Raw genomic sequence first — 24,649 nt, 5'->3', positions numbered from 1 at the left:
TTACAAGGGTTATGAAATCCTGCGAATAAGTGAGCATTCGAGAGATATTCGTATCAAACTGAGGGAGTTGAAGAAGGTATTGAAAAATCAATGGAGAATATAGTAATAAGAAGTCAAAAAAATAAGCAGGTGCATCGGATATGCTATTTATGCAATATTTTTTGTACGTAATTTTCCCTTGGTTAACACTTTTAATTGCTATTTTCCTTTTCTTTTGGAGTATGTCCACAAAATCGTGGAAACTGATGTTGTTAAGTGTTGTTGTCTTTTTACCAGATACATTATTTCTGGTTTTTATGGACTTAGAAAAGATACTTAATATTTTTTTATTCCTTCCCATCCTTCAGATTATTTTTATGATTATCCTTTTTACAACTAGGGAAAACAATACAATTTAGAGGCAATTCTTAAAATAAAGAAAGAATAAAGAGTATTAAATAATTCACTTAAAATGCACCTTATTGAACTAAATGGGGGCTTTAGTTTAACAATCATCCTTAAAAATGAATATTAAAAATAGGCTCAGTGTGAACTAAGCCATTTATTTTATATTGCAAAAACGTCTACAAAAGGCAGTACAAATTGAGCTACATTTTTGCTTGTATTTTCGAGTTTTGTGATAGGAAACGGAACCCGTTACAAGCATACGGCATCCTCTTTTCTATCTCTCTTTGCACCCTAATATGACTTTTGTTCTTTTGCACCTCAATACAGAACCCGTTTCAACTAAGCGGGGTTTCTTTTACCTATTACCCCTGTTTAGAATTCATATATACCTCTTCATATGGTTGAACGACCACAAATCCATCTCCTTCAAACCGCATTTGAATCGACTCGCCACTGCCTCTGCCTAGGAAGGTTTTGAAACTAATATCGGTTTGAATGACCGGCTGAAGGTTTCCAGACCAGGCGACGGTTGCATTTGGGTCGGTAATAACGGGCTGACCCGGTGTAACCCTCAATGTTAGTGGCTCATAATGGGTAGTAAATGCAATCATCCCCGTTCCTTCACAATAGACATTAAATAGTCCGCCGGCCATCATCCCGGCAATCCGTTTCATTAATTTAATCTTCCACTTAATACTTGGTTCAAATGCAAGCAGATCATTGCCGTTAATGAATATCGAATCGTTTTGCAATTTCAGGATAACAATCTTTTTCCCGCTATCGGCAAGATATAATTTCCCCCTGCCATTTGCTTTCATTAACGAGGCGCCTTCTCCGGTTAATGCCTTTTTGAAGGCTGTCCCAAGACCGTGCTCGAGGATTCCTTCTCGGACAAATCTCATTTCTCCATGGTAGGCAACCATCGAGCCTGCCTTTGCCCAAACTTGACCGTCGAGGTTTACTTCGAGCATACGCGGAGTCTCTAATTCAAAGAAGCCCTCACCCTTATCCACTTGCTCCGTTTGTTTAATAAATTCTTCAATTGAATATCTGCTCATTCAGCACACCTTCCTTCCCTAGCTGTATGTACGAAAAATAACCATGAATGTTTCATATTTTATGTGGCTACTGTAAATTAATGCTAACTGCCGCAAAAATCCCTATTCCGAAGGTGGATGAAAAGCTGAAAGTGAAAGCTGGCTATTGGACTCAGGTTAGCAAGACCAGCATTGTTCGTTTTTTTGCTAGGAGCCTCTTATTTCAACAGTCAGGAACCATTCTTTTTGGATCCTTTAAGAAAACATTTTTGTGTCTTGATATGGTTGTTTTTAACATTGTAACTGTTATTATTTTAATTAAAATCAAAATGGCACCACATACATAAAAAACAAAATCTGGGCTATGGCCATAATCAAAAAAAATAAAACATGAAACCGCATATAATATGAATAAAAACAATTCAAACAAAAATGCAGTAAAAACAAACAATAAATAAGAAATAACAATTTTTTTGTGAGATACGTGTTTTAGAGTAAGACCTTCCCAACATAAATTCGATAGATTAGCTATTATCCCCAAACTCCATCACCTCAGGTGGGTATACTTTATTACAAAGTATACCCACCTGATGCAGATTCTTTACCACTTTGTTAGGGAAACTATACTATTGTTGTTTACGAACGACTAAATGCGCAAAATGAAAATGGTCGAAGGCGTGCAATCCATCTTCCCGGCCCGCGAAGTATAATTCATCAATATTCGCAGGTGAGAGATTTTCATATATTAACATATTGCATTCTTGCAGTTCGCGATCCAGTTCAAACGGATCAAAGCCGGTAACTATTGGTTCACCTGTTTGGGCGGTAATTTGCCTCATTTGAGTTAATTTTTTTGAGGCTTTTGTTTCATTAAAGGCGGTATCGTCAAGGTAATCAAATACGAACGAGCTTCCGTTCATGGACATAGCGGAAATAGACGAAAGAAGTTTATAAAAATCTCCTTTCTCTAAGTACATCACGACACCTAACAAACTAAAATAGGCATATTTCTGTTCATCATAGCCGCTTCGCTTCAGCTCATCGTGTAAGGAATCATGTTTAAAATCTAAGGGAACAAATTTCACATTAGCAGGAGTGGCAATACCCATTTCGTGAAGGCGGTTTATTTTAAATGCTTGGGTTGCGGGATGGTCTACCTCATAGATGATAAAGTCGTCTGGGAGATGTCTTTGTCTTAAAGCAAAGGTATCAAGACCGGCACCTAAAATGACATATTGTCTTACACCTCTTGTGATAGCCGACAAGAGACCGTCTTCTGCATACCTTGCCCGGCTGACTAATTGGGGAATCGTCTGGTTATTCATCACCCATTCCAACTTTTCGTCAAACGTCTTTAAAGTAGCGCCCTTCTCCGGGTCAAAGAAAGCTATGGCATTGGCCCAGTTAGCTGCGATTAACTGTTTTTCCTCATTACGCAAAAGTGAATTGGCAACATGGTCATTAAAAACAGGATGGCTGCTCTTCGATGCATGATATCCCCTGGCAAAGCAGCTGACTAGCGCAGTTAAACTCTCTTTCGTTTTATCCAAATTAAACTCTCCCTTCGTTTAAAAAGCAAAAAACTCCCAGCTAAAATATAGCCAGGAGTTCATAATACGACGGAAGCAAACATCTGTCAATAAATGATAAATTATAGCACAAATAAAATTTATTGTCAATATCTTTTTTACTGGTGTCAGGCACCGCTGTGGATAAGTGCCTTATTGGTCTAATTGTTTAATAAATTCCCTCATGAAGCCCGGCAAATCCGGCCAGGCATGACCGGAAACAAGATTTCCCTGCACATGCAGTGGATTCTCGATATAGGTGGCACCCGCTGCTTCTACATCAGGTTTGCAGGCGATATAGGCGGTCAGCTCCCGGCCTTCCATGTATTGGCGAACCGTTGTCAAAACTAAACTTGCATGGCAAATGGCGCCAACTGGTTTATTCGCTTCAAAGAAATGCGCGACAATTCTTGGAACATTTTCATTTAGACGAATGTATTCAGGAGCCCTGCCTCCGGGAATAATTAATCCATCATATTCTTCAGGGTTCACATCTTCAAAGGCTATTTGGGCTTCAATTAAGTATCCTTTGCTTTCCGTATAAGTATCCCAGCCGATAAAGTCATGCACAACGGTTTGCAGCTTTTTCTTCGATGGCGCTGCAATTTGCACATCATAGCCTTCTTCTAGACAGCGAAAATATGGATAATAAATCTCTAGTGCCTCAACGGCGTCCCCGGCGATCAATAGAACTTTTTTTGACATGATTTCATTCCCCCTCGTAAAAATATGGCTATTCCACCTTTATTTATATATTCAAGCTTTTCCCTTTCATTCCCTCTTTTTTATCCTAAGAGTTTATTCCCCATCTTTCGGAGACTCAATTTTCGATTCAGACAAATATACTTAAAAAGAGTGGATTGGAAATGAATGATTGTTGACATCTTTATTTAGTTTTCTGCAAAGGAACGACCAGCTCTAATTCCTTGATATCTTCTCTATACCGTTCACTATTTATATCAGCTGGCTTAAGTGTCAGTGACTTTGGTATCGTATCCATTGGCGGCAATGCTAGAACCATATGGTGTCCGTAGTTTCCAGCCATTCCCGCTTGCAGTTTTAGTCGATCATAGACATTCCCATTATTATCGACTACTGAGAAATCAAACCATTTCCATCTATCATTTTCATCTAGTTCAGCGGGGTAATCGACTGTTACATCTATTCTTGTTGATAGTGGCGAAAATGTTACTTTGTCAGCTGTTAACGTATAAACTTCGTTAACGTTCTTAGTTTTCACATTTGGGTAGAACTCGTGTATCTCACCCTTTATCTTTTCAAGCGGGAAGGACACCCCCCATTTACCTTTGTAGCCAAACAAATCTTTCCCATGGACAGCTACCTCAATTTTATCGCCGTATTCATTGTATTTAGCTAGAGTGAATTGATGTTGCTCAATAGTTGTTTTAGAGTTGATCGGACGTTGCGTACCGGAACCAATCGCTACCTTGAATTCTTCACCATTAATTGTTACATAATTATATCCGACGTTCTCTTCCTTGAGTGAGAGTGCCTTTTCCCCTGAATAGGCCACTGTTACGATTAGCCTGCCACCATCGTAAGCCGCTTCTTTAACAGTCATCGTTAAGCCATCATGGCTATCCTGTTTTTCAATCACTGTCGCAAGTTGATCTTTCTCTATTTTATCAGTTGCAATATCCCTAAATTCCGTATAAATAGGGCCAATGAGTGGAATATTCGATAACACAGCCGCCATACCCGATGATACAAATCCAGAGCCGAATAAGGTTATACATAAACCGCAGGCAATTAGCATTGAATGTTTCGTTGTCCTGCCAAACTTCCGCATTTTCTTTGCTTGGGACATAGCTGCCTTTTCCCTCGCTAGTAACTTCTCAAGAGGTAAATCTATGTTATCAATTGATTGATTAAAGTTTTCTTTATTCATAAATATAACCCTCCTTTAAAATTGGCCTCAGTTCTTTTTGGACTCGATGTAATTGGGATTTTACCGTTCCTTCCGGGTAATTCATAATGGCTGCAATTTCCTTAATAGAAAGATCGTGATAGTACCTCAGTAAAATAATTGTCTTGTATTTGGGATCTAAAAATTTAAAGGCCTCGGATAAATCCATTGAATGGGCTATGTAATCGACATTTTCATTAGATATTAATTCAGCAAATATTTTCTCATCATCTGTACTAAAGTGCCGCGATTCTTTTCGAATAAAATCAATCGCTTTGAAAACGAGAATCTTTGTAATCCAGCTCTGAAAACTTTCGGGTTTTTTTAACATTTTAAGAGAAATGTATGCTTTGTAAATGGTTTCTTGATAAATATCTAAAGCATCTTGTTCATTTCTTACATATGAATAGGCAGTCCGATACAATTTCGGGCGAACAGAACTAATCAGCTGTTCAAATGCTTCATCATTACCCTTCTTCGCCTTTTGTACTAAATTAGCAATATCCATTTTTTCTATTCCCTCCTTTTCATTATTAAGTCGAATGAGGAAGTCGAAACGTTGCAACCTATTTAATAACTGTAATATTTCAACTTCTATTATATAAGTGCAGGCACCTTATTTTCGTAGCAATTTAAACTTGTAAGCTGAGTAGAGCTAGCACGAACATTGCCTACACTGTTCTAAAATGAATAAAAAGCTGAGTCCAAAAGGATTCAGCTTTTTCACGCTTACAGTAATATCTAACCTTTATTAACAGTGACCTTCAATAATCACGAAATGGGATATTTATCGATTCAAAATATTACCAATCCAGCTATCATCAATTTAATTGGTTATTGCACCCCAGTCATATCAACGAATTTAGCGATTTAATCAAACGTTTGGTTGGTTTTTGCACGCCAGCCATACCAGGGGTCCCAGCGATCTAATCAAACGTTTGATTGGTTATTACGCCCCAGTCATATCAACGAATTCAGCAATTTAATCAAACGTTTGGTTGGTTTTGGTAAATTAGTGGGAATTCGGGTAAATTGTCCTTCATAAGGCCGATGAAAAACGCAATGAGCTAAAAGATTGCGATAACAGGACTTAGCTTTTCCTCTCCTAACGCAATTTCACACTGTAGTACCTCATAGCGATCAAACTGCCTTCTACATCAAAAACCCCTTTTTCAATCAGCTTTCTTAGGCGATATTCCAAAAATTCATCACCAACATATTGGTCTAAATGTCCTAGCACCTCGCCAATTAATCTGGCAGATTTCATAAAGTCTTTTGTTTCCTGCTTTCTATGTAACTTTTTAGCTCTTTGGATGATAAATGGGTCGTAATAGTCTTCAGGAACACTCACAATCCTTCCATTTCTCCAGATTCTTAAAGTTTCCTGATTTTCTGATAAAGAAATCCATTCATTCTCATAATCTTCTCTGTCATGGTCAGTTAGGACTCTTCCTTCTCCTTGATCATATATTATTTGGAGTTTGTCCGGATTAATTTCGCCTGAATGCAATACTGTATATTGTCTTCTTCTCCCTGTTTTAAAAAGTTCACTATATGACTTTGTCGTGTTAATAACGGTGACATCGTTATTTTTTCCCTTCAATAGTTGCAAAACAAATCGCAGTCCTGTCTGTTCATGTGCGTTGTCAGCAGTCCAAATAAAAATTAGCAACTCTTCTGGAATGGACAAAATTCGATCAATTGTCTTTTGAAAGCTTTGTATATATTCCAGAAATTCCCCAAATTCATCATTCTTTACGTCCTTCATCCAATCAAAACGTGACTCCTGCCCTGCCTCTTCATGTAACCCCCGAAAAGGACCAATCGAGAACATATCCCAAAAGGAAATGATTTGTTCCTTTTTATCTATTCCTTTCTCCCTAAAGGCTATTCTTAAACTGCCCGCAGAAGATTGATCAAACAGAATATGGATCATCTTTAATGCTCCTTCCAACAGAAAAATATTTATCACGGCAAATAATAGAGTACCTCTAGCCGCTCGATCAAGAAAAATAGCATAGTGACTATTGGCAGCATGCGTAAGCGTTGAAAATGATTGGCAGGCAATAGAAAAAATAGCAAAACAGCTGAAATGATATCAAATCCTTTGGGGATCCCGAACGAATAGAAAAAACTATAACCTTCCACCAAAAGTAAACTAATTGGTAAAGCAGCGCAAAGCGCAGCAATCCAGCCATTTCCTTTGGCGTACCATACCGCATAACCACCTATCGGTGAAAGTAAGGCAATGCCGCCCCAAGTGATAAAATAATCCATGGAGAAAAATCCAAACAACACCATGGAGTAGAAATAATAAACAAGAAGCATTGCCATTAGAAAAATAAATGTATGTAATGCCGCAGCTTTAGGCGACCGACTTCGAAAAGCAATGATTGTTGTAATTACAATCCAAAAACTGAGGTACGTTCCAATTAACCCTTTAACTGAGCCATCTGAGAATTTTGCCAAAAAACCCAATAAGGCTCCTAGCAAAAATACAAACAACACCCTTAGTAATCTCTGTTGTAAAGGAGGCACTTTATCCGATTTAGCTCTGATGTAAACCAGTTTTTCTTTCATTCCACATCACCTACAACGGTTGAGTTTCTTAAAAAAGGGAAATTTCTTGGTCAGAATGGTAAGCCACGTTTATTCAATTTCTATTTCAATTTCGTTTCTGCGTCCCATATACCACTTGTAAAACGAGTCAGCAAATTCTACTGGCACATCCTCAATCCCATTATGCTGTATTGGTTTCGCTCGATTGATTGTTTCTATCGAGGCAAGCCCTAACCATTTTTGAAAAATAGACCGGGTTACTTTTACTTCAATCACTTTATCTCGTTTGGAAACGAATAAAGAAGTAGTTAGACTGCCCGTTTTGTGTTGAATGAAGCGATCGTTCAAAATATATTTTGTATGTATGAAATCTAGCCATCTTATTGCAATAATTATTAATAACAAAGCAGCTGATAATATCCACCATCCTTGTCCCACTCCGAAGACAGCTGGTCTAAAATAAAATAGAACTGCAGTGGCAATCACCCAGATCCAACTCGGGCTAAATAAGCGCACCCATAAAGATTTTTTCGGCAGACGCTTCATCTTTGGTGTTACTTCATAAGTCGGTAAAATTTCCGATACCATTTCATAAGCTCGTTGAACGGGGAGGAACGGGTAAAGTGAATTAATTTCAAGCGTTTCCTCTCCGAAACTAAGACTTCCAGCACTAGTCAACTTCACTTCGGCAAGGCCCAGCAATCGTTTCAGAATGGACTGCTTAATTTCAATTGCTTGCACCTTTTCTTTTGCAATCGAAAAGGCCGTTTCATCGATGACACCTTTTGTAATATAAATACGATTCCGGTCGGAGGAAATTTCATACTTCCCATATTTTATAAAAGTCCTTGCGATTCCAAAAGCAACAGAAGCCACGATGAGGAAAACGACGATGGTTGTAACAATCCACCAAGAACTGATGATATAGAAAAAGATTCCCTCCGTTTCTTTTTCCACATGAAGGATATCATCAATTTTAGAATAAAACGATAAAAGTAAAGGAATAAATACGAGAAAGCTTAATGATGTAAAACTTGCTTTTAAGATATCCTTTTTCATTGGTTTAAAATGAATAATTCGGGTGGTATCTACTTTTTCTACAGCCATTTCTGAAGGAGACAGATTCATAGCATTATCATTTACTTCACTTGTTATATGCTGTTCCATTCGCAATGATTCTAGTTGCGAAATAACTTCGAATTTCACAGCAGCTTCTTCACCTGTCATTCCTGTTTCAAAGCTGATGGACGTCACTTTAAACAACCGATGAAAAAGAGAGGTATGACGGTTGACGTTTTGAATTTTTGAAAAAGGAATGGTTCGTTCTGATTTGATGAGAATTCCTTTGTACAGATGAAACGACCGGCCATCGAGTTCATATTTATGGGTGAACCATTTTAAAATAAAGTAAATAAACGCCACTCCAAAAACTATGAAAAATAGGATTCTGCCATATAGAATGAAGGGTGATTGCGGCCTAGCTTTGATCACAAACAAAATAATAAAAATGAAAAAATTGTTCTTTAGTAGCGACCATAAGTCAAAAAGCATAAGAAGTGGGTGGTATCGTTTTGCTGGTATCATGACTCCACTTCCTTAATTTTTGCATAATGAGCAATCTGGTTCCTTAATTCTATGGCTGCCTCTTTAGGCAGGACCGGAATGGTGTGAGAAGACGCCATAGTTTCAACGGAAACGGAACAAAGCCCATATTTTCTCAGGACCGGTCCTTGATTGGTTGCTACCGATTGTATTTTGGTCATCGGGACTAGTTGATATTTTTCATTTAATACACCTGATTTCAATTGTAAAAACTCTTCATTGACATCATAACGCCAGCTTTTATAAAGTAAAAACGACTTAATCCATGACCAGACTGCGCCTAACACAGAAAGCAGAAGCAGCCCTTTCAGAATCCAGCCAATCCACTCTTTCCAAGAAAAACGATAGTCCAGATAAAGTAAAATCCCAAGGATAATGAATCCAATTACACTCGCAATCGTTTCACTTATGATCCATACTTTCACTGCATCCTTTGATAATCGTTTTTGGGGTCCATTCATTTGAGAATACATAATAATCACCTTCTTTATTTCGATGACTCTTTGTTTAGGAAGACATCGAAGTTATTCATCCAAAAATATATCTTCAAGCGATGGTTCTTCTACTTCAACACGAAGGACATCTGCCCGACACTGCTGAAACGCTCGGATGATTTCAGCAATTCGGTTCTCATCTTTTACCGTAATGGTTACATAGGGATCGTTCACTTCCAGATCCGTCCCAGCTGACTCCAGCCACTGATGTAATTTCATTTGTTCCGATGCCGGCACCGGAGAATGCTTGATTCTAACCTTGATGGTCGACCGATAGAAGGCTCTTAGTTCATCCATTGTACCACTTTTGACAATCTTTCCTTCTTTCATAATCGCAATTCGTGTACACAGTTTCTCTACTTCAGCCAGATTATGGGACGTCATGAATATAGTCTTCCCTCTTTTGCGCAGCCTGCGGATCAGCTTTTGGATCTGAATCGCAGATTCTGCATCTAAACCGGAAGTGGGTTCATCAAGGAAAACGAGCTCAGGATCATGGATAATAGCTAGTGCAATACCTAATTTCTTTTTCATTCCAAATGAGAATTTAGCCACTTTTTTTCGAGCATGAGCTTCTAGTCCCACGAACGTTAGGACTTCCATACACCATTCCTTTCCGGCTGACTTTCCTGACAAAGCCGAAAGATATTTTAAATGCTCCATAGCGGTTAGAGAGCTATATAAAATGGAGTAATCAGGCATCACCCCAATTCGTTTCTTTACTTGATCATTGGGGCCTTTTACACCTAACAGGGAGTATGTGCCAGAGCTTGGTTGAATAATCCCAGTTAACATGTTGATAAGGGTGGATTTTCCAGCTCCATTCCGACCTAAGAAACCAAAGATTTCCTCTTGTTTCACGATAAAATCTATTCCTTTTACGATTGGCGACGCTCCATATGATTTCTTCAGCTGCTTTGTTTCAATGGCAATCATCAGCATTCTCTCCTTTTAAATATAAAATTGGCGAAAAAGAGCATGATACCCGCTACTATAAAAATCACTAAAAAAGAAAAATCTTCGCGCTCCAAATAATAAAAAGGGGTAATATACTTCGTCCAACTCACCCAAACATTCGACGTAAACACAACCCATAATCCCAAAATCGGAAAGGAAAGTCCAACCACAATACTTAAAAACATCGTAAATCCAGGCTTAGGGATCAGGACTGAAAGCAAGACAGTTAAGGAAATTTGATAGGTTACTAAACTCATGGTCTGAGAAAAAATAAAGATATCAATCTTCTGTGCAAACATACTGATAATCAGGAAGGAGATTATCAGGCAAATAAACCAAAACAGCCAAATACCCAAAAACTTTCCGAGTACTATCGATGTTCTTGACGTTCTTGTTACTAAAAATCGCATTGTGCGTTCGTGTGTCTCTCGGTTGATTGTATCATGGGAAAGACCTGCTATAAACAATTGACCGAGGAGTAACAGCAAGCCTAAAAGACCAACCGTGTGAATATTTTCAGCTTCCTTTGCTGAAAGCTCGATCCCCGACAGTAAAAAATCCGCAAACTTGGCTGAATAATAGGAAGTTACTAATAAAATTGCAATAACGATAAGTGATTTTACCCCTTTAAATAAACTCATAAATTCCCTTTTACCGATTACATACATACTTTTTTCTCCTTTCTGCTCTTTATTATGTGAACCTTTACCATAATTATAGTATTTCTATCTTAACCCAACTGAAATGCCACCTTAATTGTTCCTTAATTCCTAGATTTGTTGCAACTGAATGATATGATATTTATAGATTGAAATAGAATAGAGGTTCCTATAATGCACGAAGCACAATTATTAATTGTCGATGATGAGAAAGCTATTTTACATATGTTAACAACGATTCTAAAAAAGGAAGCCTTTAACCTAATCGATACGGCAAGTTCAGCTGAGGATGCTCTTGCCTTGTGTCAAACCAAACGATATGACTTGATCCTTTTGGATGTAATGCTTCCAAACCGCAGCGGTTTTGAAATTTGCCCGCTCATTAGGGAAACGACCGATGCCCCGATATTCTTCCTGACAGCACGATCAACAGATTTGGATAAACTTTCGGGCTTTGCATTAGGCGCAGACGATTATATCACAAAACCCTTCAATCCCCTGGAAGTCGTCGCAAGAATCAAAGCACATTTACGGCGTCACTCAGGAAAGCTTACAAACACATCTAAAGCGATTTACCAATATGGATTCATCCATGTAAATACCCTTTCTGGGGAAGTGACCGTAGGAGGAAAGACTGTGGAAATACCAGCACAGGTCTATCAGCTCCTGCTATTCTTCTGTAAACATCCAAATCAGCTATTTAGTAAAAGCCAGCTTTACGAAAATGTGTGGGGAGAAGAATTTCTAGGTGAGGATAATACTGTGATGGTCCATATTAGAAAGCTTCGGGAAAAGATCGAGGACAATCCAAGTAAGCCGTGTCACATTCTTACTGTAAGAGGGCTTGGCTATAAATTTGTACCAGATGGTGGCAGCCATGAACATCCATAAACGTTTTATTGTACAGTTCTTTATTCAGTTAATCCTTATTTTTATCCTATTTTTCCTTATATTAATCTCCATTTCGGTAATCATAGGCTTTTCAAATACGAAAAATGAGGTTGCCCTGGATTTATCAAAGGCAGATGACTCTTTTGTTTCTAATCGGATTACGATATCTGGAAATAAAGCAACATTTAATGATGAGTTAAAATCGTTGGCGGCAAATCAGAACGGCTGGCTCCTTGTCCTTACACAGAAAGGCGATGTCATTGGATCCTATCAAGCGCCGAAACAAGTCCCGGCCCATTTTACACAAAGTGAACTGGCCGCTATATTGCTGCAAGATAGCTCTGTCACTGCAGGATTTATGCATTGGCTGTTAAAAGAAAAGGGAGCGGAGCCGTACTTACTTTTATTTGGAAGAAAGAACATGGGGACTAGATTATTAAACGATATGAAGGCAGATGTTGATTGGAACAATCATCAGCTTCATCTTTCTGCTGCCATTCTTCAACAATTGAATGAAGAAAAGGGCTGGACTCAATTGATTGATTCAACTGGAAATGTAATAGATCAATACGGGTCACCTAAGGAACCCCTTTCCTACTCCATTCAGGATCTTCACAGCTTATCAAGGAAAAAACATGATTCCATTGCCGTTTACTTTGATGAAAAGTCAGAACAAACAATCATCGTAGGCATACATAATTCAAATTCGCCCTCGAAACTTGAAGTAAGTTTGATTAATACGATGAGTAAGGGGTTCGTCATCATTCCTGTATTATTATTTCTGCTATTGTTGATGGGTACCTTCTGGTATGCACGTAAATTCGGGGTTCCATTGATTATGATGATGAAATGGATTCAAAATCTTGGCAGTGGTTTATTTGAACAGCCACAGGATCTCCATCAACGCCCGATAATGTTAAATAAAAAAGGAAAATTAAAAAGAAAGTATCGTTTATACAAAGATCTCATTGCAACCCTCTCACAATTAACGGAAACACTAGAACAAAACGAAGCACAAAGAGGGAAAATGACACAGACGAGGGAAGAATGGATTAGCGGTCTTTCCCATGACTTAAAAACACCGCTCTCCTCCATTTCCGGTTATGCGCAAATGCTTGAATCAAAAAATTATTCCTGGACAGAGACAGAGACAAGGGAATTCGCCGGAATCATAACGGAAAAGTCTACATATATGATGGACTTACTTGAGGACTTAACCTTAACGTATCGTTTAAAAAATCAGGCTTTACCAATGGCAAAAGAACAGGTAGATATGAATGAATTTATCCGTCGAACCATAATTTATTTCATGAATAATCCAACATACAATGATAAGGAATTTCTCTTCCATCCACATAATGAAACCATTTTTGCATCAATTGACCCCAAATGGTTTCAACGGATTATTGATAACCTGCTAGCGAATGCTATCAAGTATAACCCTTCTGGCACAAAAATTACGGTATCGATTTCATCTATTGAACAGCATCTTATAATGATTACTATTGAAGATGATGGAATCGGAATGGACAATGAAACGCTCAATAAACTCTTCCATCGCTACTATCGGGGCACCAATACAAGCGACTCCGGCAGCGGAACTGGTCTCGGAATGGCCATTACCAAACAATTAGTTCATTTACACGGAGGCTCCATTAATGTAAAAAGTGCGCCTCAAAGAGGCACAACCGTTCGAATCATCCTCCCCCTAAGAATAAGGGAAAATGAAGTGGTTCTGGATAAGCTTTAGGCATTATTTTCAATTAATAATGGAGTTAATGAAAGTTTAAGAAATATTTACTTTCAGAAATTTGGGTCTAATTGTGCTAGTATGATATTGTATTAAAAAAACTATTGGGGGCAAAAACATGGTACTACCAAATTTTGAAGCAAATTTGCAAAAATATGCGAAACTTTTAGTGGCGAAAGGAATTAATGTTCAACCTGGTGATTGGGTAAAAATGACCATTACCGTTGACCAAGCTCCTTTAGCTCGATTAATCACGGAAGAAGCTTATGCTTTAGGCGCAGAAAAAGTAATCATCAAGTGGTCCGATGATAAAATCAGTAAACTTCATTACATACATCAGCCTGTAGAAGTGCTGACTGACATTCCTGAATACGAAATTCAAGAATCAGAAGACCATGTATTAAATCATCGCGTAAGCCGTCTTTCGATTGTATCAAGCGACCCAGGCTTACTAAATGAAGTCGATCCTGCGAAAGTGGCTGCATATCAAAATGTAGCTGGAAAAGCGTTCAGCGCCCAGCGCAAGGCGACACAAAATGATGATTTGAAATGGACCGTTGCAGCTGCAGCAGGAGCTGGTTGGGCCGCAAAGGTGTTCCCTGACCTCACAACTTCGGAAGAACAAGTAGATGCCTTATGGGATCAAATCTTCAAAACCTCCCGTGTTTATGCAGACGATCCAATTGCTGCCTGGGATGAACATAAAGAGACATTGAATGAAAAGGCAACAAAATTAAATGAAATCCAATTCGATGCCTTGCACTACACAGCAACTGGTACGGATTTAACGTTAGGCTTACCGAAGAACCACATCTGGGCATGTGCTGAAAGCTACAATCCAAAAGGAGAAGAATTTATCGCTAACATGCCGACAGAAGAAGTTTTCACTGCTCCTGACACTCATCGCATGGACGGTGTGGTCCGCAGCACAAAGCCGTTAAGCTATGCCGGGACATTAATCGAAGGAATTGAAGTGCACTTTAAAGACGGGAAAATCGTTGACATTTCTGCTGAAAAAGGCGATGAAGCGATTAAGAAATTGGTGTTTGATAACGAAGGTGGCACTGGCTTAGGTGAGGTTGCCTTAGTACCAAATCCATCGCCAATTTCGCAATCAGGGATCACTTTCTTCAATACTCTTTTTGATGAAAATGCCTCTAACCACTTAGCAATCGGGGCCGCTTACCCGACTACGATTGAAGGTGGAACGAAAATGAGCCAGGAAGAATTATTAAAAAATGGCATGAATACTTCCACTGTTCACGTTGACTTTATGATTGGCTCTGACAAGATGGATATCGATGGCATTAAACAAGACGGCACCATTGTTCCAATCTTCCGTAATGGAGACTGGGCGTTTTAACGCAATCAAGCAAGGCGCGAAGGTTCTTGTGCTTCACTGAAATGAAGCATAAGAACCTTCCCTTTTATTTAATCCGCATTAACCTCATAATTCCAAATAAGATTGGAAGACCAAATCCAATAAGCGCTAGCGGTAAAAACCATATGCCAAAACCGCCACCCCACCCTAGAGGAATCGAAATAGATTCAACTAAGATGAGCGAAAAAAGAATCAGACTGATGTTTTTTAATTGATTAACAAGTTTTCGGCTTTGTAAATAAAACTGTTCTGCATTTGATTCATTTAATCGTTGCGGATAATTATGTATTTCAGGGAATTTTTCTATTATACTCAATAGAAGTGCAATGAATAACCCCACAAATGGTAAAATAAGAAGCTCCCATTTTGATCCCCAACGGTCCACCTTACCTGCAGCATTGTAATGCGCAGGAACTTTATCCGGGAGTGTTTTCCAAACATATAGTAAAACAATAATCGATCCTAGAATACATAAATATCCGATTACATCCCAAAACCATTCACTCTTTGTCTTGGGTATTTTTAATTTTGGTCTGCCCAAATAATTCGCCATGATCATTTCTCCTCCCTTAAAAGGTTTTTCCTATTGAATATACCCACTCATCACAGCGAATCCGTTTTTCATCACAACAATCGTAATTCGATACATACATGTAACAAACCTCTGTTAGTCCCATTTTATATTATTTTTTACAGAAATAGATAGTATCTTTAAAAAGAGGAAAAGACAATTTAGAAATTATGTCCTCCTAGGATGAACATCTCATGTTGGAAGATGTTCAAAAACATTGTATACTATTTTTATACTATATTAGGAGAATATTGCGGTATGGATAAGAAGCAGGCTCTTAAGGTGAAATCAAAGATTTGGATAGAGTTTCAGGATGAAGTTGTTTTTGGGCTTGGGAGGATTAAACTTTTTGAAGCAATTGAAAAAACAGGCTCAATGAGTCAAGCTGCGGCTCTTTTAGGAATGTCGTACCGGGCTGCTTGGGGAAAAGTGACAGCCACTGAAGAGAGATTGAACCTCCAACTGGTAGAACGGAAGCAGGGCAATCGTAGAAACGGTACGAGATTAACTCCTGCAGGCAGAGAATTGCTGCTTCGCTATATTCATTTTCAGAAAGAAGCTCAGGAAATGGTGGATCAACTATTTGAGAACCATTTAGGGGAACTTCTTAATCATCTTAATCAACGCTCTGCCCTTGAAGAAGAATAATCGGAACTCCCCTATTATGGTGAGTATTTTTATTGAGTCAGGCATTTATAGATTTCTAAAGTAGTGCTCTCAATATTGCTTTTTCCCTTTAGATAAAATAGGGGTGTTTCACTTTTGTTTAATTCCTTCATAATTTTTCGATAAAAGGCATGTCCAAACACTGTTGTATTTATAAAGACTGCATCAGCGCGTTGAACCTTTGAAATATCTCGGTTCATCTCATCCGCATCAACAAATTCTATCGTTTCCAGCAAATCTTTTAATTTTTGCCGCCAGTTTGGGAATCCTCCAAAAATAACAATTCGCTTGGATTCTATGAACTCTTTCATGTTTATAAAAGATGGCTGCTTGTCAGCGATAGGTTCCTCATGTTCCTCCGAATAAACATAATTTCGCAGTGCATGCACTTCATCCGAATAGTCTTCCATACGTTCAATTTTCTCTTCTAGCAAACGAATTCTGGATTGTGCCTCACGAAGCTCTTCTGTTAATCCTTCGATTTCTTTTTGCTGTCTTCTATTAGTGAATTGCCATGATTGCTGCCTTCTTATTAAGTCTTCTTCTTGATCTTTTAATTGGGATTCCTTCGTTTTCATTTCCAGATAATAATCCTGTTTCGATTGATCCAAAAATAATTGTTTTGTTTCAAGGAAATGAGAACCAAGGCATTTTAAATATAGACATGTGATAAAGAACAAATCCTGTTCTTCTTTATTTATGTAATTATATTTTTTTGCATACAAAACCCCCAATAACACCATATCCAAATCGGTTTTACTTAAAGGTATTTGTTCAGTAGCATCCAGTTCATGGATTTTAAGTGTTTTAAGCCAGCCGCCCAAAGCGCCAATATATTTACAAGGCGAGTTTTGAAACACTTGATGTTCAGCTGTATCTGTTGAACAATTTGGATTTGCTTCATACATTCTTTTTATATTGGCACTGATCAGGTACTCGATAAAATATCCTAACGAATCAAAGCGGTGGTTTTTAGGTATATCGTACTTCTCGTAAAGCTGATTGATCTCTTCCCTGTTTTGCTCAATTGTACTTTTCGAAAAAAGTGCTTTCTGCATGTTATTTTCGTTGAAGGAAGAGAACAATACTTTGTGAAAAGATTTCCAAGCAATATTTCTTTTATTGATAGGCTTGTTTTGTCGATCGCTCAAATACCAAAGAACAATATTTTGATAAATTAAATCGATTTCCTTAACCATCTTGTTCTTTTGTCTTTTGGCAAAGCTCCGTATAAAATGTTCCAAATCTATTTCTGTGTGATGCTGCAAATATTGGTAAACATACTTATATCCCTTTTTAATGAGCTGATCAAGCTGATGAAACTGCTGGTTTTGACAACACCATTCTAAAATCCCCGCCACTTGCCTGATCTTCTCTTCACTCTTTGTTGAGTACATGGAGAATAGCGGATTTCCATTCCATTCGCTTCTCTGATAAGCTTCATAATACTCCCACTCATTCTTTCGATAGAAATCGTCAATGGTTGGGTGCAAATATGAATTCCCCCCTAATGCAATGCATAAAAATGGATATAGAATCTCCTGCTCCTGTAGTGGGCTGTCAATTTGGTTCAACATGCTTTTTGCTCCATGCCATCTTTTTCATTCTTTCCACCTCTGACTGCTCGATTCTAAACCGGTTACCCACTTTAAACGCCCGCAGTTCTCCCCTTTTGATCAGCTCATACACAGTATGTTTAGAGATGTTAAAAATCCTTGCAATATCATTAGGAGTTAAGACCTGATTTTCCAAATGAACCCCTCCTTGCCATCGATCATCCATATAGTAATACCAAAAAATAGAAATTATTAATTTAAGCCGGAAACATGTCGCATTACCCTCTCTGCCGGTAAGGTAAACCACCCATCATAATCAACAGGTAGTTCATTTTTATGCTGAAAATCATTGGTTTCAGGGATATACCTGTAATCAACTTTATATTGTTCTATATGATTAACCACATCACAGATCGCCTCACTAATATTAACGACGTCTTTTTCCGTCATCGTTGGGTGAAGGGAAACTCGCACCCACCCCGGCTTTATAGAAAAATTTCCTTTATCTATTTCGTCTGTGATTAATCGGGAGTGTCCTTTTCCAATATTCAATAAATAATGTCCGTATGTTCCGGCACATGAACATCCGCCCCTGACTTGGATTCCATGAACATCATTTAATAGTTTTACAATTAGTTGATGGTGAATCCCTTCTACATAAAAAGAAATAATCGGGAGACGTTCTTGTTTATTTTCTTCCAACAGGATTATTTTTTTATTTGCGGTTAATCGTTCGAAAAGTAGATGTAGGAGCCTTTTGTCTTGCGCCATCATGTATTCACTGCCCATTTCCTCCTTCAAACGAATTGCCAAAGCCGTTCTTATTGCTTGTAAAAAACCTGGGGTTCCACCATCTTCCCTGTCTTCAATATCAGCAATATAAGATTTTCCTCCCCACGGATTCGTCCAATGAACTGTTCCTCCTCCAGGTCGATCCGGTATTTGATTGCCGTATAATTCTTTAGATATAACAGCAACACCCATCGAACCGGGACCTCCTAAAAACTTATGGGGAGAAAAGAATATTCCATCTAATCGTTCCAATGGATTCTCAGGATGCATGTTCATCGTTATATAGGGTGCAGATGCGGAAAAGTCAACAAAACAAATGCCTCCATGTCGGTGCATAACTTCCGCCAGTTGATGATAGGGTGTTTGGACACCTGTCACATTGGAGCAAGCCGTAAAAGATCCAATTTTCAGTGGCCGATCCTTATATTGTTTGATAACCTTTTCCAACATGACTGGGGAAACATCTCCGTTGGAATCGGGTGGAATAACGAGTACATCGGCAATTGTCTCTTCCCAGGATATTTGATTGGAATGATGTTCCATATGGGTGAGAAAGACTACAGGTTTGCTCAACTCTCTTATTTCTTTCATATTTTTATATTTTTCATGAAGAGCTAATCCCACTATTCTTTGTAGTTTATGCAAAGCGCCTGTCATCCCTGTTCCCTCAAAGAATAGAACATCATTTTCAGATGCGTGAACATGCTTTTTTATGATGCCTTTCGCTTGTTGGTAGGCCCATGTCATACTTTTTCCCGTTACATTCGTTTCCGTATGCGTATTTGCAACAAACGGACCAAATTGATAAAGAATCTTTTCTCCAATCGGCCCATACAGCCTGCCGCTAGCGGCCCAATCAGCATAACAGATTCTCTTTTTTCCGTAATGAGTGGGAAACAGTTGATTATGTCCAATAATATTTTTTCTAAAAAAATGAAAATGCCTGTCCAGTTCGTTCATTCCACATCGAATCCCAACTATTAAAGTTTTTTTATTAAATTCCCCTTGAATATAAGGTAAATAGTTTATTCATAATCACTAATTTTTTCAGATTAAGATAAAATTACATTTCAAAAAAAGCGAATCGTACGATTCCGACGATCCGCTCCATATTTAAAACAACACGATCAGCCAGTTGGTTTATGCTTCTTATGAGACTTCTTACTGGTGTTTTCTTCTGTTTCTTTTATTTTGTTGTACCAAAGTTCATGATGGTGCTCGGCGTACTCTCTTTCCATATATCCGGTTACCATTGCATTAAAGGCAATCCGTTCGCGCGGATGCACTGCAGATAAATAGACATGGACGCCAAAGAAAAGGGTGATCACCAAGGCAGAGACATCGTGCACAACTACCATAAATAAACCGACCGCTCCGGTAAACCAATTAAACCAGAGGGCAAAACCTGTCGCTGCCAACAAAAGACCAAATACCAAAGCAAATAGGTAATACAGCTTTTGGCCAGTATTATATTTTGCTTGTGGCGGCATTCCATCGCCGCCAATAAAGTAATGCTTCGGGGCTGCCTTCAACCACCCCAAATCAGATTTATCCCATTTAAACACCGCTAAAAAACCAAACCGTTTTTTTGAAAAAATGAAATAAACAATCGGTGCTGCCACAAAGAACACCGCGCCAATCCGATGTACCAGTCGGAGGGTAAGACCGGTTGAATTATCCAACAAGGTCGCCGTTCCTTTAAAAAAGATTAGGTATCCGGTGATTAATGCCAGGACAAATCCGATTGCAACTGCCCAGTGCATCAACATATCCGCCAATTGATAGCGGCGAATTAGTTTAGTTTGCTGCTTACTCATGCCCCTCGCCTCCCTTTTCCGGTTCATCAAGCGTGATCTTTCTATCATTAAACGTGGCCGATGCCGTGATAAAGTTTGCCAAGAATCCGACTGCCGTTGCACCCATTAATAATTGGGTGGCCGGTTTAATGACATCTCTCCGGAAAGCAATCAATTCGTTTGTTTCCGGCTCCTTTGGCAATCCATATACCTCGGGTTTTTCTGTCAGGACGTATATATAGTGCGTGCCTCCCATAATTTTGTCTCCATAAACATTGGCATTCGGGTACCTGTCTTTAATTTTGGCGACTCGATTATGTGCTTGTTTCACAGCTACATCCCAGGATTCCAGCTCCAAAGCATTTGTCGGGCAAGTTTGGACACAGGCGGGTTTTTGACCATTTGTCACACGGTCTTGGCAAAAATCACATTTGTTCATTTTTTTCTTGCCTGTCAATGCATCCCCCTGATAACGAGGGACATCAAATGGACAAGCTTTACCGCAATACGAGCAGCCAATACACTTATCGCCTTGGAAACCAACAAATCCATCAGCGTGTGTAAACAAAGCGTCGGACGGACAAACTGCCACACAAGGGGCATCAGTACAATGCATGCACTGATTTTTCCAAATCAGCCACTCCATTGTATTCGTGGACCTATCATACTTTTCAATGAACTTCATTAACATTAAGGTGTTAGCTGAACGGTCCGCAGGATTTTGATAGGTTCCGGGAACCTTTTCAAATTCAGTCGCCGGTAGATTATGCCATTCCTTGCAGGCTAATTGGCACGCCTTGCAACCCGTACAAAGAGAGGTATCAACCAGGATCGCTTTATCTTTTTTGCCGGCCATGATTAGTTACCTCCCTTTGTTAGGTTACAGCTACAAGCCTTATATTCCGGGGTTCCTGTATTTGGATCAGCCGCCGAATTCGTCACTTTATTGATAGACTCACCGTGCACTAATCCCTTATATCCCCAACCCCATGGCACTCCGATGACTTCGATGTCTTTGCCATCTACTTTCAAAGTTTGGATGCGTTCTGTGACCATTGCATCAATCGTAACCTTGCCACGTGCCGTTGAAATCGTGACTGGGTCACCAGATTTTACACCCAATTTCTTAGCAAGTGTTGTACTGATTTCGGCAAAATTTGATGGCATTAATTCATTTAATTGCGGAGTATTTCGTGTCACTCCGCCTGACAAGAATTGTTCGGTTACCATATAAGTGGTCAATACATATGGAAAATCCTTCGCATCGCCGGATTTTTGTATTTCTTGTAATTCTAAAGGGCGCATCATTGGATTTGATTGCTGTTTAAACATTGGATTCTGAACCGGTGATTCGATCGGCTCGTAGTGTGCAGGCATAGGACCATCCGCAATTCCCGGTTCAGTAATGACTGGCGCCACTTTAAAAATATTTGGATCATACCCAGGGTTAAGTGTTAATTCAGGTGCATCTTTTTGCGGCTGTTTATAAACTGCTCGGAATAATGCGCCTTTTCCTTCGCCAGTTGAAAATACTTTACTGCCTTCCGGTGTATCCGGTCCTTTATCTTTCGCTGCAACATCCAAAATGTCATTTCCTACCCAACTCGTACCATTCCACCAAACAAGCGCGCGGTCTTTATCTCGCGGTTGTCCATTCTTATCTACAGAGCCGCGATTCCAGAGAACACGAGTATTATTCGGCCATGCAAATGTCCATTTCGGATGAATTCCAAGGCTGCTAGGATCAGAATTGTCATGACGTAAAGAGTGGTTTCCTTCTTCGGTAATTACTCCTGTATACAGGCCTCCCAAACCAGAGGAAACTGTTCCTGGTTCGGCCTTCGCAATCTGTGATCCCGTATCTAATAATTTGCCGGTTGCCAAATCATAGCCATTCATTTCTTTGAGAACCATTTCCATGTCGATTCCTTCGTGACCTGGAGCTTCATAATGCCACGTTAGATCAAGAATAGCTTTATCCTTTGGATCGCTGCTGTTTGCATACAATTCTTTTACCCTATTCATAATTTCATAGATCATATCGCCATCCGGAATCGCTTCGCCCGGAGCTGGTACAGCTGCGGGCTTCCCTTGAACCCAGCGGGCTGAGTTGGTCATTGTTCCCGCTTTTTCAAAAGCCATCGCTGCAGGCAATAATATCACTTCGGTTTGAATGTCTTTCGGGTTAACATCCGGGTGTTGCCAGAAAGATGCTGTTTCTGTTTCGAAAATTTCAGCAACAACCAACAGGTCCAAATTACTTAAGCCTCTCCAGACCATATCGAGGTTTGGCGTACTGACTGCTGGATTTTGTGCAAAGATGAATCCCATCTCAAACGCCTTTTGATTTAGTTTTTCAAAAATAGGGACGTATTTAGCAGCCGATTCTTTTGCGCTGCGTTTCGGGATATGATGATAACCAAATTCATTCTCCGGTGTCGCTTTATCTCCGTACCAAGCTTTCAACAAGGCAATCGTTTTCTTGGCCTTGGCTGTTCCAACCGCTTTTACATAATCATTTAAGGTTGGCAGCGCGTCGGAAGGCATCGGCATGTAACCTGGTAAAATATGTGCTAGGGCTGCCATGTCTGTTGAACCTTGAACATTCGGTTCGCCGCGGTTGGCGTTAATTCCGCCCCCTGCCATACCCATGTTACCGAGTAACAATTGGATAATCGCATACATCCTAATTCCTTGTACGCCGACTGATTTTTGTGTCATGCCAAGTGCGTACAATATAGTTCCCGGGCGATTTTTAACAAAGGTTTCAGCAACTAATTTCACTTTGTCGACAGGCATTCCTGTAATTTCGTAAGCCTTTTCAAATGTATAATCCTTAAATTGCTCTTTTAATTTCATTAACACACAATCCGGGTCGGTCAGTGCATCTGCCTTTAGAGGCAATCCATCTAGGCCAAGTTGATAGGTCCAGCTGTCTTTCTTGTACGGACCTCCTTGGGGGTTATATCCGGAGAACAGCCCATCATTAAACGCGAACGTTGGATTTACCTTATATAAAGCGTTCGTATGAGCTTTAATATATTCTTCATCGTAGAACTTGTTATCAAAAATGTATTTTACAATTGCACCTAAGTATCCAATATCTGTCCCTGGACGGACCGGTGCATAAATATCAGCGACCTTCGCGGTCCGATTGAACCTTGGGTCTACTACAATCAATTTCGCCCCGCGCTTTTGGGCTTCCAATACCCAACGCATGGCTAAAGGGTGACATTCTGCAGTATTGTTTCCGCCAATTAATATTACATTCGCATTTTTCATATCTGTAAAGCTGTTTGTCATGGCACCACTGCCAAATGAAGGGGCTAAACTAGCCACCGTAGGCGCGTGTCAAACCTCTGCCTGGTGTGTATAGTGATGGACCCCTAAAGCACGGTTAAACTTCGTGTATAAATATACTTCCTCGTTATCAATCTCCGCGCTTCCCAAGCTAAAGATACCTTCCGTGCGATTTACCGTAACCGTGTTTCCATTTACATCAACTGTTTTGGTAAACGACTTATCACGAACGTCTTTCACTTTCTTGGCAATTTTATCGATGGCCTCATCCCAAGAAATTGGCTCCCACTTGTTACCTCCCGGCTTTCGAACCAACGGATGAGTCAAGCGCAATTCCGAATTGTGCATTTCTTTAAGGGAACGTCCTTTTGGACACAGTGCCCCCTGATTGATCGGATGGTCGATGAACCCTTCTGTTGAGATCAATTCGTTTCCTTTTACTTTTACTTCAATTCCACAGCCTACAGAACAGAAGTGGCAAATACCATAGGACGTTGCGGCCCCTGCTGTCATTAATGGAAATGCTTTGTTGTTATCATCTGTTTTAGCATAGGCACGTTTTTGAGCCAAAGCTGAAGCAGCAACTGACGCTGCCGTAAACTTCATAAAACTGCGCCTTGATAGTTTTGGCATACTATTCCACCCGCCTTATCTCTTTAGATTCTTTCAAATTACTTGCCGAAATTTTCCGGCAGATCCTAGCTGACTGTAAATCTTATCACTCCTTGTTGGAAATTAATGATGAAAAAATAGCAG

Annotated in this window: 22 protein-coding genes; 4 read left to right on the top strand and 18 right to left on the bottom strand. The window is 39.4% G+C overall.

Going from position 1 to position 24,649, the window contains the following annotated elements; all coding sequences use genetic code 11:
- Window positions 1-749: 749 nt before the first annotated feature.
- From AA980_RS25140 to AA980_RS25085, 11 genes are all read right to left on the bottom strand, one after another.
- Entirely contained in the window at window positions 750-1,445 is a 696-nt protein-coding gene (locus AA980_RS25140) for an AIM24 family protein (RefSeq protein WP_024027185.1), read from the bottom strand.
- Window positions 1,446-2,050: 605 nt separating this feature from the next.
- The gene (locus AA980_RS25130) at window positions 2,051-2,974 is read right to left on the bottom strand and encodes a class I SAM-dependent methyltransferase (RefSeq protein ID WP_024027183.1); all 924 of its coding nucleotides are present in this window, start codon (window positions 2,972-2,974) and stop codon (window positions 2,051-2,053) included.
- Between the two features lie 171 nt (window positions 2,975-3,145).
- Window positions 3,146-3,697 carry a DJ-1/PfpI family protein gene (locus tag AA980_RS25125; RefSeq protein ID WP_024027182.1) on the bottom strand — a complete coding sequence of 184 codons (552 nt, stop codon included), beginning with the start codon at window positions 3,695-3,697 and terminating at the stop codon, window positions 3,146-3,148.
- 181 nt (window positions 3,698-3,878) lie between these two features.
- Window positions 3,879-4,901 carry a DUF4179 domain-containing protein gene (locus AA980_RS25120; RefSeq protein ID WP_024027181.1) on the bottom strand — a complete coding sequence of 341 codons (1,023 nt, stop codon included), beginning with the start codon at window positions 4,899-4,901 and terminating at the stop codon, window positions 3,879-3,881.
- A complete protein-coding gene (locus AA980_RS25115) occupies window positions 4,894-5,427 on the bottom strand; it encodes a sigma-70 family RNA polymerase sigma factor (protein WP_024027180.1) in 534 nt (177 codons plus the stop codon). The genes AA980_RS25120 and AA980_RS25115 overlap by 8 nt, the downstream gene beginning before the upstream one ends.
- A gap of 597 nt (window positions 5,428-6,024) precedes the next feature.
- Entirely contained in the window at window positions 6,025-6,855 is an 831-nt protein-coding gene (locus tag AA980_RS25110) for a DUF1835 domain-containing protein (protein ID WP_024027179.1), read from the bottom strand.
- Window positions 6,856-6,887: 32 nt separating this feature from the next.
- Window positions 6,888-7,499: a DUF6518 family protein gene (locus AA980_RS25105; protein WP_024027178.1), complete on the bottom strand. Its 612-nt coding sequence runs from the start codon at window positions 7,497-7,499 to the stop codon at window positions 6,888-6,890.
- A 69-nt stretch (window positions 7,500-7,568) separates the two neighbouring features.
- The gene (locus AA980_RS25100; protein ID WP_024027177.1) at window positions 7,569-9,062 is read right to left on the bottom strand and encodes a PH domain-containing protein; all 1,494 of its coding nucleotides are present in this window, start codon (window positions 9,060-9,062) and stop codon (window positions 7,569-7,571) included.
- Entirely contained in the window at window positions 9,059-9,553 is a 495-nt protein-coding gene (locus tag AA980_RS25095; protein ID WP_024027176.1) for a PH domain-containing protein, read from the bottom strand. The genes AA980_RS25100 and AA980_RS25095 overlap by 4 nt, the downstream gene beginning before the upstream one ends.
- A gap of 51 nt (window positions 9,554-9,604) precedes the next feature.
- Window positions 9,605-10,510 (bottom strand): ABC transporter ATP-binding protein, encoded by a 906-nt coding sequence (locus tag AA980_RS25090; RefSeq protein ID WP_024027175.1) that lies wholly within the window; start codon window positions 10,508-10,510, stop codon window positions 9,605-9,607.
- The gene (locus tag AA980_RS25085; RefSeq protein ID WP_024027174.1) at window positions 10,510-11,199 is read right to left on the bottom strand and encodes an ABC transporter permease; all 690 of its coding nucleotides are present in this window, start codon (window positions 11,197-11,199) and stop codon (window positions 10,510-10,512) included. Before AA980_RS25085 ends, AA980_RS25090 begins: the two co-directional genes overlap by 1 nt.
- Before the next feature lie 165 nt (window positions 11,200-11,364).
- On the opposite strand from AA980_RS25085, the gene AA980_RS25080 reads away from it, so the two are divergent.
- The 3 genes from AA980_RS25080 to AA980_RS25070 all read left to right on the top strand — a co-directional run bounded on the left by AA980_RS25080 (window position 11,365) and on the right by AA980_RS25070 (window position 15,194).
- Window positions 11,365-12,081 carry a response regulator transcription factor gene (locus AA980_RS25080; RefSeq protein ID WP_024027173.1) on the top strand — a complete coding sequence of 239 codons (717 nt, stop codon included), beginning with the start codon at window positions 11,365-11,367 and terminating at the stop codon, window positions 12,079-12,081.
- Entirely contained in the window at window positions 12,068-13,831 is a 1,764-nt protein-coding gene (locus AA980_RS25075; RefSeq protein WP_024027172.1) for a sensor histidine kinase, read from the top strand. The genes AA980_RS25080 and AA980_RS25075 overlap by 14 nt, the downstream gene beginning before the upstream one ends.
- A gap of 118 nt (window positions 13,832-13,949) precedes the next feature.
- Window positions 13,950-15,194 (top strand): aminopeptidase, encoded by a 1,245-nt coding sequence (locus tag AA980_RS25070; RefSeq protein ID WP_024027171.1) that lies wholly within the window; start codon window positions 13,950-13,952, stop codon window positions 15,192-15,194.
- 64 nt (window positions 15,195-15,258) lie between these two features.
- On the opposite strand, the gene AA980_RS25065 is transcribed toward AA980_RS25070, so the two are convergent.
- Window positions 15,259-15,765: a DUF1648 domain-containing protein gene (locus AA980_RS25065; protein ID WP_024027170.1), complete on the bottom strand. Its 507-nt coding sequence runs from the start codon at window positions 15,763-15,765 to the stop codon at window positions 15,259-15,261.
- A gap of 276 nt (window positions 15,766-16,041) precedes the next feature.
- Between AA980_RS25065 and AA980_RS25060 the strand changes: the two genes are divergently transcribed.
- Window positions 16,042-16,431: a winged helix-turn-helix domain-containing protein gene (locus AA980_RS25060; RefSeq protein WP_024027169.1), complete on the top strand. Its 390-nt coding sequence runs from the start codon at window positions 16,042-16,044 to the stop codon at window positions 16,429-16,431.
- Window positions 16,432-16,460: 29 nt separating this feature from the next.
- Here the strand turns inward: AA980_RS25060 and AA980_RS25055 are convergent, their stop codons facing one another.
- From AA980_RS25055 to fdnG, 6 genes are all read right to left on the bottom strand, one after another.
- Window positions 16,461-18,026 (bottom strand): hypothetical protein, encoded by a 1,566-nt coding sequence (locus AA980_RS25055; protein ID WP_024027168.1) that lies wholly within the window; start codon window positions 18,024-18,026, stop codon window positions 16,461-16,463.
- Window positions 18,010-18,201: a helix-turn-helix domain-containing protein gene (locus tag AA980_RS25050; RefSeq protein ID WP_024027167.1), complete on the bottom strand. Its 192-nt coding sequence runs from the start codon at window positions 18,199-18,201 to the stop codon at window positions 18,010-18,012. Before AA980_RS25050 ends, AA980_RS25055 begins: the two co-directional genes overlap by 17 nt.
- 56 nt (window positions 18,202-18,257) lie before the next feature.
- Entirely contained in the window at window positions 18,258-19,757 is a 1,500-nt protein-coding gene (locus tag AA980_RS25045; RefSeq protein WP_024027166.1) for an aminotransferase class V-fold PLP-dependent enzyme, read from the bottom strand.
- 167 nt (window positions 19,758-19,924) lie between these two features.
- On the bottom strand, window positions 19,925-20,614 hold the full coding sequence (locus AA980_RS25040) for a formate dehydrogenase subunit gamma (RefSeq protein WP_024027165.1): 690 nt from the start codon (window positions 20,612-20,614) through the stop codon (window positions 19,925-19,927).
- The gene (locus AA980_RS25035; RefSeq protein ID WP_024027164.1) at window positions 20,607-21,449 is read right to left on the bottom strand and encodes a 4Fe-4S dicluster domain-containing protein; all 843 of its coding nucleotides are present in this window, start codon (window positions 21,447-21,449) and stop codon (window positions 20,607-20,609) included. Before AA980_RS25035 ends, AA980_RS25040 begins: the two co-directional genes overlap by 8 nt.
- Before the next feature lie 2 nt (window positions 21,450-21,451).
- Window positions 21,452-24,526 carry a formate dehydrogenase-N subunit alpha gene (gene fdnG / locus AA980_RS25030; RefSeq protein WP_082195840.1) on the bottom strand — a complete coding sequence of 1,025 codons (3,075 nt, stop codon included), beginning with the start codon at window positions 24,524-24,526 and terminating at the stop codon, window positions 21,452-21,454.
- Window positions 24,527-24,649: the final 123 nt, after the last annotated feature.

Source organism: Neobacillus vireti, from assembly GCF_001026695.1.
Classification (GTDB): Bacteria; Bacillota; Bacilli; order Bacillales; family Cytobacillaceae; genus Neobacillus; species Neobacillus vireti.
Note: the sequence above shows the minus strand (reverse complement) of the source record. Positions and strands in the feature narration are given on the sequence as shown.